The organism is Candidatus Electrothrix sp., assembly GCF_052785085.1.
Window position 1 is genome coordinate 37,480 of record NZ_JALAAI010000011.1, and the last position, 12,172, is coordinate 49,651.

A 12,172-nucleotide genomic window follows, 5' to 3' on the forward strand; every position below is an offset into this window, starting at 1 on the left:
ATTCCTCACACTCGTTTTGCATCCAACACCTGCAACACCATCTCCGCCTGCCGAATCACCGCACCCTGTTGGGTCTGCGCCAACTGATCCGCCGCCAGGCAGGCATGCTCATAGGCAGGCGCATCCACAGGATACTCCAGCAGACGTTCTGACAACTCATCAGGCGAGGCAACCTGCACCCCAGCTCCAGCAGCAAGAACCAAATCCACGGCATCCTGAAAATCCTGCATAAAGGGACCGAAAAAGACCGGCTTTCGTTGGGCAATAGGCTCCATTATATTATGTCCCCCTTTGTCAACCAGACTCCCCCCGCAAAAGATATAATCCCCAACAGCATACAAACGGGCAAGCTCCCCTATACTATCCAGCAGGATAATATTTTCCTGGCGTGTTTTGCCAGCCATTGCAACGGACTGAGAGCATTGCGAAAACAGTTCATAACCCAATCCGGCCTGTTCCAGGAAGGCCATAATTCCCGGCAACCGTTCCAAATGGCGGGGAGCAAGAATCCACAGAATTTTGTCAGCGTATTTTTTTTGCAGTTGAAGGTAAACAGGCAGAAGGAGTTTCTCTTCTCCTGTACGGGTGGAACCGCAGAGAAATACAACGTCATCAGACTGAATCCCGAGCAATTGGCTGTACTCTTGTTTTGTTTGTTCTGCGGATTTGCTTCCTGAAGCATCATGTCCTGTGGCAGACTGCATCAGGCCGTATTTCAGGTTACCACAGACCCGAATCCGATCAGCAGGAACACCAAGATGCTGAAAACGTTCACGGTCCTGCTCCGTAATCACAGCAAGACGAGAAAAACCGTTCAAAAGAGAGGAAATCGTCTCTTTAATACGCTGGTATTGACGAAAGGAACGCTCGGAGATCCGACCATTGAGGAGGAGCATGGGCACACCGGCTTTGTGCAAGGTTGTCAACATCACAGGCCAGAGTTCTGTTTCCAGGCAAATATAGAGATCCGGTTGCACATCTTGAAGAACCCTGGCCACTGCCTGGGGCATATCCAAGGGAACCAACTCGCAACGAATTTGGGAGGGCAACAGAGAGCAGGCCACTGCCCTTCCCTGCCGTGTCATGGTCGTTAAAAAAATTCCAGTCTCAGGCAAGGCATCAAGCAAAAAAGCAATAAGTGCCTGAGCCGCTTGAACCTCGCCAACAGAAGCAGCATGTATCCAGATCAACTGCGCGTGGAGTCCTCCTGGTGCTGTTCGATATCGGTACTGATACCGCCCAAGCCGCTGGCTCACATACCAATTTGGTTTACATTGATCAAAAAGCGGAGACACCGCAACGAGCAGGGGATAAAATATTGCTCCGGTTATGCGATAGAAGTTGTACAGCACACAGTGTCCTTATCTTTTCGGTCCGAAAAAAGCTCACTTTTTCAAAGGGCAATCAATTCATTGCCACCTTTCCGAAAGATTTATCATTATAAACAGGATTATCTCTCTTCGTCAATAGTGAAGAAAGTGCAACAATAAAAAAGAAATACTCTGGTTTTTCTTGACAACTGGGCTCATGTTTTGTTAGCAACCTATACAGTTTTTCTGTTAAGGTACAGAATCCTGCTCTGAAAACTTAAACAAGGCAAAAAGACATTATCTGCTGTTGGAGGCATTTATGCGCAACCTGCTTGCAAAACGTTTCATTATTCCCATTATCTTGTCGGCATTGTGTATTTTTATACAACAGCCTGTTTCAGCAACCACCGAACAAGAGGTAACTCCTCAAGAACATAAGGAAGAAAAAATGCACGACGGATTATACGCAAAGATACACACACCCAAGGGAGACATCCTGCTCTCCCTGTATTATGATAAAGCTCCGCTGACCGTTATCAACTTTGTTGGACTGGCTGAAGGTACCCTGACCTATGGTGGTGCAGAAAAACCCACAGGAATTCGCTTCTATGACGGCTTAAAATTCCACAGAGTCATTAAGGACTTCATGATTCAGGGCGGTTGTCCCCTGGGAACCGGTACCGGTGGCCCTGGTTACACCTTTGCTGATGAGTTTGATCCTGAACTACGTTTTACCAGCCCTGGTATTCTGGCTATGGCTAATGCTGGCCTGGGAACCAATGGTTCACAATTCTTTATCACCCATGTTCCGACCCCGCACCTGAACGGCAAACACACCATTTTTGGTCATGTGATTGAAGGCCAGGATGTTGTTGACAGCATTGCCCAAAACGATGAAATAAAAAGCGTGGAGATCATCCGGGTTGGCGAGGCAGCAGAAAATTTTAAAACCGATCAGGAAGCCTTTGAGTTGATGCAGGAAAAGTTAAAACAGGGCCAGAAAAACGTTGCTGAAAACGAGAAAGAAGCAACCATAAAAATGATCAAACAGAAATGGCCAGATGTCCATTTCAGTAATTCTGGTCTTTACTGGGTTGTGAATCAGGAAGGTACTGGCGACAAACCAGTTCAGGGAACGACCATCAGTGTCCATTACACAGGCCGTCTCCTTTCCAACAACAAAAAATTTGACAGCTCTCATGATCGTGGCGAACCTCTTCAATTTCCTGTGGGAGAGGGACGAGTAATCAAGGGCTGGGACCAGGCTCTTTCTAATATGCGCAAAGGTGAAAAGCGCACCCTGATTATCCCACCGGAACTGGCCTATGGTTCGCGAGGAGCAGGCGGGGTTATTCCTCCTGATGCCTGGCTGGTCTTTGACGTGGAACTTGTTGATTTCTAAGGGATGCAGCAGAAATAAATATCTCGTTTTCCGTCGAGAGCTGTAGGGGCAAGACCTGCGTGTCTGCCGGTATACCAGGGCGAACACAGAGGTTCGCCCCTACGAAGCCCAGCATAAAGGGGCAAAATATATTTTGCTGACTCCCTAAAACCGATTTATATGCAGTAAGCTGCGCTGAAGACCGCAAGAGGTGCAGCTTAGTTGCAGCCTGTTTGAATACATCATAATACATCTCTTCATATTAAAAACCTTGGGCTGTACCCCAGGGTTATTCAGCACAAAGGAGAACACCATGCAGGAAATCCAAACTATTATCACACCGGTTGACTTTTCCGACAACGCCGACATGATAGCAAAGTCAGCTGGTTACACCGCTGGAAAATTTAATGCAGAACTGCACTTGGTCTTTGTTGTCCAAAATTTCGAAGATTACTCCGGGTTCTTTGTCCCACCAGTCAACCTGCCTAATCTGGAAGAGGAACTCCTGAAATCTGCTCAACAACGGATGGATGAATTTATCGCGGAAAAGAAAAAGGACTTCTATGAAGCTGGCGTTGCTACTGTCCACAGCAAGGTGCTGACCGGTGACGTGAGTGAAGAAATCCTGAACTATGCCAGAGAGATTGACTGTAATCTGATCGTGATGGGCACCCACGGCTATAAGGGCCTTGAGCGGATCATGTTTGGGAGCGTTGCTGATAAGGTGGTGAAAAACGCCTGCTGCCCGGTCATGACCATCAATCCTTATCGTAAAATCTGTGAAGAAGCGAAAAAGCCGTAACACCGAATTTTCCGTGGAAAAAGCAAGGGCGGTTTGCAAACTGCCCTTATTCCGCTGAACTCTACATCCTCTGCTGCCATTCCTGCAAAAGCTCCAATGCCTGATTTGCCCGGAATTGCCCCCGATCCCGCTTACGCATTTTTTTCTGCAAAGGAGGAAAAAGGCCAAAGTTCACGTTGGAGGGCTGAAAATGCTTGGGTTCTGTTTCCGTGAGATGATGGATTAAGGCTCCCAGAGCAGTGGCCGGGGGCGGTGGAATTATTGACCTCTCTGATAAAAGACAGGCCGCATTAATACCTGCCAGCAAACCCATTGCGGTGGATTCCACATACCCTTCTACCCCTGAGAGCTGACCAGCCAGAAACAGACCGGGGCGTTTTTTCATCTGCAAGGAGGTATCCAGCAGCTCTGGGGCGCAGATAAAGGTATTACGATGAATGGAACCCAAGCGCACAAATTCAGCCTTTTCCAGGCCTGGGATAGTCCGAAAGACCCGCTTCTGCTCAGGATAGGTAAGCTTGGTTTGAAATCCCACCAGGTTATACATGGTCTTGCCCCGGTTTTCTGCCCGTAGCTGAACAACAGCATGGGCCTTGGCTCCGGTCTTGGGATGAGCCAGCCCTACTGGCTTCATGGGACCAAAACGCAGGGTTTCCTTGCCCCGTTCACACATCACCTCAATGGGAAGACAGCCCTCAAAATACTTGGTTTTTTCAAAAGACTTCAGCGGCACCGTCTTTGCGGCTCCCAGCTCATCAATAAAATGCTGGTACTGCTCCTCTGTCATGGGGCAATTGAGATAATCCCCAGGCCCTTCATCATCCCAGCGGGATTTTTGATAGATGATATCCATATCCAGGGAATCTGCTGCCACAATCGGAGCAATGGCATCATAAAAAGCCAGATGCTGCTCCCCGGTTAATTCAACCAAGGCAGCAGTCATGGTCTCCGAGGTCAATGGACCTGTGGCCAGAATAACCGGAAAACCTGTTGCGGATACTTCAGGCAGGCTGGTCACCTCCTCTCGAATAACAGTGATTCCTGGATGCTCTTCCACTGCCTGTGAAATAAAGGCGGCAAATTCCTGTCGATCCACAGCCAGGGCTGACCCTGCTGGCACAGCTGTAGCCTCTGCTGCCCGCATAATCAATGAACCCAGCCGTCGCATTTCTTCCTTGAGCAACCCTACTGCTGAATCCGGGGCATTGGAACGAAACGAGTTGGAGCAGACCAGTTCGCCCAATAACTTTGACTCATGGGCCGGGCTGAACCGGGTTGGTTTCATTTCATAGAGTTCAACTGTGCAACTGCGTTGTGCAGCCTGCCAGGCAGCTTCACAGCCAGCCAGACCACCGCCGATTATTTGTATTTTTTTCATATTTGAATATATTTTCTCAGTAAAGGGATATCACAAAAACTACAGGAATTCTTCAAAGTACACGATTTCATAGTTAGAATCCAGCGTAGTTGAATCCTTGGTTCGGGACCGAATATCTAACAAATTGAGCAAGATAATGACAAGGAGAATATGGCGAGAGAACAAGAGATTTGACAGATGATTTTTTTTTTGATAATGAAGTCCTCATATCATATTCAGATTCGTAGAGGTGTCCCTCCTGTTCTTACTCACTCTTGGAAAGATCAGGAACACCTCAACCAAAAGACAAAATTCTTCCCTTGGTTAACGTTAACCTATGCTCCTTACTGTTGATGTGGGTAACTCACATACTGTCAGCGGTGTATTTACTGATCAAAACCTGATCCATCAATGGCGGTTAAAATCAGACCGGCATAACACTGCTGATGAACTGGCTCTCCGCTATCACTCCCTCTTTCAGATGGATGGTATCAAACAAGGAGATATCACCGCCTTTATTGTCTGCTCGGTTGTTCCGACCTTGGAAACCAGCTGGCTCAATTTTGGGGAAAAATATCTTACCGGCTGCCTCGCCCCTCCTTTGGCTGTTTCCCACCAGATAGATACTGGCATTATCATCCGTACAGAAAGCCCGACAGAAGTTGGCGCAGACAGAATTGTCAATGCTGTTGCAGCTTGGGATTCTTTTAAAACTGCTCTGATAGTTATTGACTTTGGAACAGCTATAACCTTTGATTGTGTCAGCAAAAAAGGAGAGTACTTGGGCGGCACGATTCATCCAGGTATCGGAATTTCCCTTGATGCCCTTGCTGGCAAAACAGCAAAATTACCACGTATTGACCTGGGAAAGAATCCTGTTTCAGTAATAGGTACCAATACTGTTGATGCAATCAGCTCAGGAATGCTGTACGGCTTTGGCGGCATGATTGACCGTATGACTGATCTCTTATACAAAGAAATGCAACAAAAAAATGAGGAAGTCAATATCATTGCCACTGGTGGTATGGCAGAGCTGATTGCACCGTACTGTTCCTCCATCACAGACATTGATCCACTCCTGACCCTGACTGGCCTACGCCTCATTCATGAGTTGCATCAAAGCTGAACACGCTTCAATATTACCCCTTATTCTGATGTAAGCACCAGGATCTCCATCTTTTTTTACACCTCATAACCCAATCCGCTGTTTTTTCGTTGTCAGAGAATCAATCTTGACATCTGCAAATCATCTGTTACAATACCCTTAAAGATAATTATTATTAATAGTGCTAAATATTTAAAAATTTTTACTCTTGACTTAATGGGTATAAAAAATAACACAAGATTGCAGTATTCAATCTTTAAGGAGGAAGGTAATAATAACAAGGTTGGCTGATTAAAAACAATCAAGCAGTAACACCCCTTATCCTGACCGCACAAATCAGAACATCAAAACGTACCCATGATCAATTGATGTACAAAAGAACCAAAAAAGGAGGAATTGATATGGTTGTAAAAAAAGATCAGTTAAGCAGAAAAAAAAAACAGGGAACAATCAATGGATTTGAAACACTTTTCTTTGTTACCCTAGGTTCGTTATCAGTTGTTTTCCTTCTCGTTGCCTGCTGGTTTCTTTTAACTGGTGATGAACATATATTTCTGAACAGAACTCATACCAGCCCACGTTTTCTTTGCATCTTTCTCTATATTCAAAGTTTTCTTGTGGGCCAGGCAATGAGCAGCGAGTACAAAGATAACTCTGATGTAGGGCAGTTTCTTTGCTCAATATGAACCCGTTATTCTGTAACGAAAAGCTTTTCTACCAATTGCCCAGGAACCTCCTGTAAGCCTTCTTTGATCGTAAGTATTGCCTGCTCAGCCCGCTCAGCACGGCGCACAGCCTGTGAGTCTGGAAAACAAACAAGAGGTTGTTCTCCCAATTCCTGTTCAAGAAATTTTTCATCCTCCTGCCCCTGTACCAGATTACCGACAAAACAAACCCGAGGTATCCCCACATCATCGGCCATTTTTTTAATCTTCAGGGCCGTACGAATACCAGATCTGGATGGAATGGTCACAATCAGAAGACAATCTGCCCCAGCCACTGTCCCCCGCCCCAGATGTTCTACCCCGGCTTCCATGTCTAACAGAACGGTTTCATCAGCACTCAGAAGCATCTTTTTTAACATTTTACGAAGCACATGATTTTCCGGACAAGCACAGCCTCCTTCGGCTGTTTGCACGGCACCAAGAATCATCAGGCGGATGCCATCCTGTTCCAGCATAAAATCTTGTAGCAGATCATTTACTTCTGGATTGAGGTTGTAAAAAGGAGATCCCTGGGTTTTCCCGGCCCGTTCTGTCAGCAGGGTGTTCATTTCTGCAATGGGCTTCACCTCTTGTGCATTTTTAACCCCCAAGGTCTCTGCCATATGCGGACTGGGATCAGCGTCTATAACCAGCACCCTACGCCCCTGTCTTTTCAGTTCTCCAGCCAATAACGCCATGATGGTTGTCTTACCGACCCCGCCCTTGCCACTGATCGCGATTTTCATAGTCTTTTCTCCTGAATTCCTTGCCTTGTTTCAACAGAGTGGTTACATTAATCAGAGATAATTATAGTATAGCCGACAGTCGAGTGTGCGGCACAACGTGGTAAATCCTTTAAATTTTATCAGGAGACTATACAATATGGAAACAAAGTATGCGAGCAATACCGCAGTGAATGTCAGGGCGCAGCAGGAGGCTTCAACAATATTCCTGGCCAAGGTCTTTAACTGGATGGCGGGAGGGTTGGCTTTGACAGGTGTTGTGGCCTGGTTTACTGCCAATACTAATCTAGCATACATCATGGCGAGTTCAGGAGTATATTGGTTACTTTTTCTTGCTGAGATTGGTCTCGTTGTTTACCTTTCTGCCCGTATTGAGAAAATTCGGGCCAATACGGCAACGGCGTTGTTTGTGGTGTATGCCGCTTTGAATGGGCTCACTTTTTCTATGATTTTTCTTAGCTATACGGGCACATCAATCGCAGCTACCTTTATGATTACTGCTGGCATGTTCGGGGCTATGGCAGTTTATGGATTGGTCACCAAGAAGGATTTGTCAGGGGTAGGATCCTTTATGTTTATGGGGCTGGTCGGGCTTATCCTTGCCTCAGTGGTTAATATGTTTTTAGGGAGTTCAACTCTGCACCTGGCAATATCCGCTGTTGGTGTGCTGGTATTTGTTGGTTTGACCGCTTATGATGTTCAGAGGATCAAAAATATAGGTGAGCAGGGTATTATGCAGCAGGGTGACGATGTGGTTCAGAAGGGTGCGATTACCGGAGCTTTGGCGCTCTACCTTGATTTTATAAATCTTTTTATTATGTTACTCAGCTTTTTTGGTGGAGGACGCGACTAAGATTAAGGAATCTCAGACAGGCTGGTTTAACTATTATATTAACAAAAGGCCGGAACACTTGTTGTTCCGGCCTTATCTTTGTACTTTGTTTATCCTGCCCCTTTCCCTCTGTTTTCATTGTTTTTTGCATGCTGTGTTGTTTATCTCTCCCCAAGGGACGAGCTGGAAATAACACCCTGCCAACGAGGCATCCCCTCAAGATGAATCCCGATCTGATCACAGACCCGACTGGCAAACTGACGAGCCATTTCCTGAAGGTTCTGAGGATGCAAATAAAAAGAGGGCATGGGTGGACAAATGGTTGCTCCGGCATCATGCAGAGTCAGCATATTGTTGAGATGGGTGCGATTTAATGGCGTCTCCCGGACAGCAAGAAGCAAGGGCCGCCGCTCTTTCAGGCAGACATCCGCTGCCCGGTGGATCAGATTTCCAGAAAAACCACTGGCAATGGCTCCCAGAGTTCCGACCGTACAGGGCAGGATAATCATGGCATCATAAGGGGCTGATCCCGAGGCCGGAGGGGCGGTAAAATTACCTGCTGCAAACCAACGCTTGATACCAGGCAGATCTTCAGGTCCCATATCCTGCTCTAACCGAAGGACTTTTCTACCGGAATCAGAAATAATCGCATCCACAGCCACATCCTGATCTGCCAACAGGTCAAGTAAGGCTCTGACATACAACATACCCGTGGCCCCTGTTATGGCAAGAATGATGCAGCGTGGTCGTTTTTTCTCGTTCATTATATATTATTTTTCTCCAGTTCGGCAATAATATCGACACAAACTCCTTCTTGCGTCTGCCCTGTGCTGTTAATGATGATATCTGCATATTTCCTGTATAACGGAAGACGTTCGTCAAATAATTGCGCAAAGGTCTGACCTGGTTGCTTGATAAGACCTCGTGAACTGAAATTATGGATTCTCGACTCCAAGGTGATTTTATCTGCATCAAGAAAAAGAACAAGACCACTGGCTTTGAGATGCACCATGCCTTGCTCACTGTAAACAGCGCTTCCTCCTGTGGCAATGACATAATTTTGTACAGTAAGGTTCAGCAAGACGTGTTCTTCAAGAACCCGGAGCACAGCCTGTCCCTCTGTATTTACAATATCCTGCAATGCCCGCCCTTGTGATTCCTGAATAACCTGGTCTGTATCCAGAAAGTTGCGGGATATCTTGCTGGCAAGGAGGGATCCAACAGTACTCTTGCCAGAGCCGGGCATGCCGATCAAAATAATATTTGCAGGTGCTTTTGTCATGATTTCGTTAAGGATCACAGGTGCTGTCAGGCGTTTCTTTCAATACAGTTTGCGAGGTGATTATACGGAGTATTCGCCTGGTCTGCAATGAATGCTGATTTTTTTTCTTGCCCATTTGGGCCAGTCACGTCCTGCTTGAAATAAAAATTCGGGTTGCTCTAAAAAGTTCATAATGTCATAATGACGTTCTTGATTAAGAAAAACTCATCAAATATTGCATACTGGATGTCGTCTTAAAAAAACCTGTACAAACAACTTGTTTGTAAATCCCGCCTGGGCTGAAAGAATGGCAAAAAAACCGAACAGGACTCCTTCATTGAGATCAAGGTATATAGCAAGCAATACCTTGAGGACTGCGAACGCAATATTACTTCTCTAATCGCTGAAGAAGGAGTCATACTTTGGCGAGGCCAAGAATTTCCTTTCGTTGCACAACTTGACGTTTCTGGTAGAAACTGCAAGAACGCTACATGAAGAACTTAATAAGCTATTTAGAAAGCAACTTACGCATAAAAAATAATTTAGTGGTGTTACTTGATAACACGACAAAGGATTACATCAGAAAATGAGAAACCTACTGTATAACTACATCATCAAGGATTTCACCAATCATGGCTATGAATATTGTTTAGAATATTTCCCTCACGATTCAAGTATTTTAGATATTGGAATCGGCAATGGCAAGATGCTAAAAACATTTCATCCTGTAATTAAATCTAAGCAACTAAACATAACAGGAATAGATATCAATAAAGCTTATTTAAAGAATTGTAAGCGCCTCATCAAAAAGTATGATCTTCAAGATCATTTAAGCATTTACCATGAGCCTATTGAACAGTTTTCCCCACCCAATAATAAATCTTATGATTTTGTTCTTTTTAGCATGAGCTTTATGCTGTTCAATGATCAGCCCTTGATTTTAGATAAAGTAAAGGACTGCCTTCATCCTAACGGCGAAATAGTATTTTCTCAAACCATGTTTAAGGAAAAATCCTGGTTATTAGACATTGCCAAACCCAAATTAAGGTATCTCACCACCGTTGATTTTGGAAAAGCAACATATGAGAATGAATTCTTTACTTTACTTGAAAATCATAATCTTTCAGTTTTACACGACAAAGCAACACCAGGAAAGTGTTGCAAAGGGGAATACCGGATGATTGTGGCTCGACCAAATTAGGTTGGCGAATTTGTGAAGGAATGACATAAACGTCATCTGATCCTGACAATGATTGCTCAAAAATCAGCAGGTTATACTCATGGCTCCCTTTCAGATGACGTAAATACTGTAGCCCGCAAGCAAGCCTGCATACAGCCAGCAGAAAGTGTTTTTTTTTACCCCCCTTTTTTGTCTTGTCTTCCTATCCCCATCACTACGCAATCCAAAGAAGTTTTGCCATAGCGATATGAGTATTTTTTTCCAACATTACAGTTTTGTCAGATTGCATAACCAATCAACAATACCTGTATATCTTGTCATCTCGAACTGTTAACTTTTTACAGAATATATTGTACCTGCCTCGGTCAGAAAGTGTAAAAAGTATTCATTTTTCTTGTCTTTAACAAAATATTTCCTTTAAATAAGTATAATATTTATTATTACTGATAAAGATATCTATTTCTATTACAATAAGTCATTGTAATTTTTATTCCAAAATATACAACTTTTTGAACAGTATTATTCGAAAGACACAGGCATAATTGATGCAGATATAGCTGCAAAAGGAACGTTTTATTCTTAGGAATAATTCTTCAATAATTGCCTTATTTGTCTCCCAGAGACTGATGTGATAACAGGCATTGCTGCCTCGAAAAGCGACAGTTATTTAATTCCCGTTCCTTAACGATTCAAAATAACTACTACTGCCTTCTTATAATTATGCAGACAAAAATAACTACCAGTTTTTTACTTGTCAAATTCTTGATTTTGTCCCTTGTTGTGTGGACATTATTATTACTTCTACTGTTGATCTGGAATCAACAGAATATGAAAAAAACAACACAGCAACTGGCTGAGACGCATGCTCTTATGTTCTTGGAAAAAGATATGTTATATCGGGCATGGGCTGTATCGCATGGTGGTGTCTATGTTCCGGTCTCTAAGTATAACCAGCCCAATCCTTACCTTGATATTGAAAATCGTGATGTAACAATAGCTGGAAAAAAATATACTTTAATGAACCCGGCATATATCTCCAGGCAAGTTTACGAGCTTGGAAAAGATAGCATTTCTGTACAGGGACGTATTACAAGCCTTGACCCCAAACGGCCTGAAAATAAGCCTGCACTCTGGGAAAAAGAGGCTCTTCATTCTTTTGAACAAGGGGAAAAAGAATATATCAACTATGCTCAAGTTAATGAGAAATCATTTCTTCGTTTTATGAAGCCGCTGGAAACAGAAGAGACGTAACCGTTCAGACCCCTCTCATTTTTTTTACGCAGCAAGAGGCAGAGGAGGCACATCCAGCCCCTGGCGCCGAGCCGTGATAACCTCAGCGAGATATTTCCACGGACAGGCGTTGCGCTTCTTACACGTATCAATCACGCTCGCAAGTATGGCGAACACATGACTGCCTTGGCCATTACGGGTACCGTGGCTTAATTTGCGCGCAATAACCCAATGACGTAGTGCTTGCTCCGCCTCATTATTGGTCAG

The 12,172-nt window shown here is 44.5% G+C and carries 12 protein-coding genes and 1 pseudogene; 7 read left to right on the plus strand and 6 right to left on the minus strand.

Annotated features, from left to right (window positions below):
• Positions 1-5: 5 nt before the first annotated feature.
• Entirely contained in the window at positions 6-1,352 is a 1,347-nt protein-coding gene (locus L2082_RS03480) for a 3-deoxy-D-manno-octulosonic acid transferase (protein ID WP_446008574.1), read from the minus strand.
• Between the two features lie 277 nt (positions 1,353-1,629).
• On the opposite strand from L2082_RS03480, the gene L2082_RS03485 reads away from it, so the two are divergent.
• Together L2082_RS03485 and L2082_RS03490 are read left to right on the plus strand one after the other, a co-directional pair.
• The gene (locus L2082_RS03485; RefSeq protein ID WP_446011451.1) at positions 1,630-2,712 is read left to right on the plus strand and encodes a peptidylprolyl isomerase; all 1,083 of its coding nucleotides are present in this window, start codon (positions 1,630-1,632) and stop codon (positions 2,710-2,712) included.
• Between the two features lie 292 nt (positions 2,713-3,004).
• Complete coding sequence (locus L2082_RS03490; RefSeq protein WP_446009641.1) at positions 3,005-3,493, plus strand: universal stress protein; 489 nt, start codon at positions 3,005-3,007, stop codon at positions 3,491-3,493.
• A 61-nt stretch (positions 3,494-3,554) separates the two neighbouring features.
• Here L2082_RS03490 and trmFO read toward each other — a convergent pair whose 3' ends face one another.
• On the minus strand, positions 3,555-4,871 hold the full coding sequence (gene trmFO, locus L2082_RS03495; protein ID WP_446009642.1) for a methylenetetrahydrofolate--tRNA-(uracil(54)-C(5))-methyltransferase (FADH(2)-oxidizing) TrmFO: 1,317 nt from the start codon (positions 4,869-4,871) through the stop codon (positions 3,555-3,557).
• A gap of 316 nt (positions 4,872-5,187) precedes the next feature.
• On the opposite strand from trmFO, the gene L2082_RS03500 reads away from it, so the two are divergent.
• Together L2082_RS03500 and L2082_RS03505 are read left to right on the plus strand one after the other, a co-directional pair.
• On the plus strand, positions 5,188-5,976 hold the full coding sequence (locus L2082_RS03500) for a type III pantothenate kinase (RefSeq protein ID WP_446009643.1): 789 nt from the start codon (positions 5,188-5,190) through the stop codon (positions 5,974-5,976).
• A gap of 380 nt (positions 5,977-6,356) precedes the next feature.
• Positions 6,357-6,641: a hypothetical protein gene (locus L2082_RS03505; protein ID WP_446009644.1), complete on the plus strand. Its 285-nt coding sequence runs from the start codon at positions 6,357-6,359 to the stop codon at positions 6,639-6,641.
• A 5-nt stretch (positions 6,642-6,646) separates the two neighbouring features.
• Here L2082_RS03505 and L2082_RS03510 read toward each other — a convergent pair whose 3' ends face one another.
• Positions 6,647-7,405, minus strand: coding sequence for an ATP-binding protein (locus tag L2082_RS03510; protein WP_446009645.1), 759 nt, complete (start codon positions 7,403-7,405; stop codon positions 6,647-6,649).
• Positions 7,406-7,541: 136 nt separating this feature from the next.
• Between L2082_RS03510 and L2082_RS03515 the strand changes: the two genes are divergently transcribed.
• Entirely contained in the window at positions 7,542-8,255 is a 714-nt protein-coding gene (locus L2082_RS03515) for a Bax inhibitor-1/YccA family protein (protein WP_446009646.1), read from the plus strand.
• A gap of 140 nt (positions 8,256-8,395) precedes the next feature.
• Here L2082_RS03515 and L2082_RS03520 read toward each other — a convergent pair whose 3' ends face one another.
• Complete coding sequence (locus tag L2082_RS03520; protein ID WP_446009647.1) at positions 8,396-8,998, minus strand: UbiX family flavin prenyltransferase; 603 nt, start codon at positions 8,996-8,998, stop codon at positions 8,396-8,398.
• Positions 8,998-9,516, minus strand: a complete 519-nt coding sequence (locus L2082_RS03525; protein WP_446009648.1) for a shikimate kinase — start codon at positions 9,514-9,516, stop codon at positions 8,998-9,000. The genes L2082_RS03520 and L2082_RS03525 overlap by 1 nt, the downstream gene beginning before the upstream one ends.
• A 565-nt stretch (positions 9,517-10,081) precedes the next feature.
• Between L2082_RS03525 and L2082_RS03530 the strand changes: the two genes are divergently transcribed.
• Entirely contained in the window at positions 10,082-10,696 is a 615-nt protein-coding gene (locus L2082_RS03530) for a class I SAM-dependent methyltransferase (RefSeq protein ID WP_446009649.1), read from the plus strand.
• 807 nt (positions 10,697-11,503) lie between these two features.
• Complete coding sequence (locus L2082_RS03535; protein WP_446009650.1) at positions 11,504-11,926, plus strand: c-type heme family protein; 423 nt, start codon at positions 11,504-11,506, stop codon at positions 11,924-11,926.
• A gap of 24 nt (positions 11,927-11,950) precedes the next feature.
• On the opposite strand, the pseudogene L2082_RS03540 reads toward L2082_RS03535, so the two are convergent.
• Positions 11,951-12,172: pseudogene (locus L2082_RS03540) on the minus strand (IS66 family transposase); the annotation flags it as partial.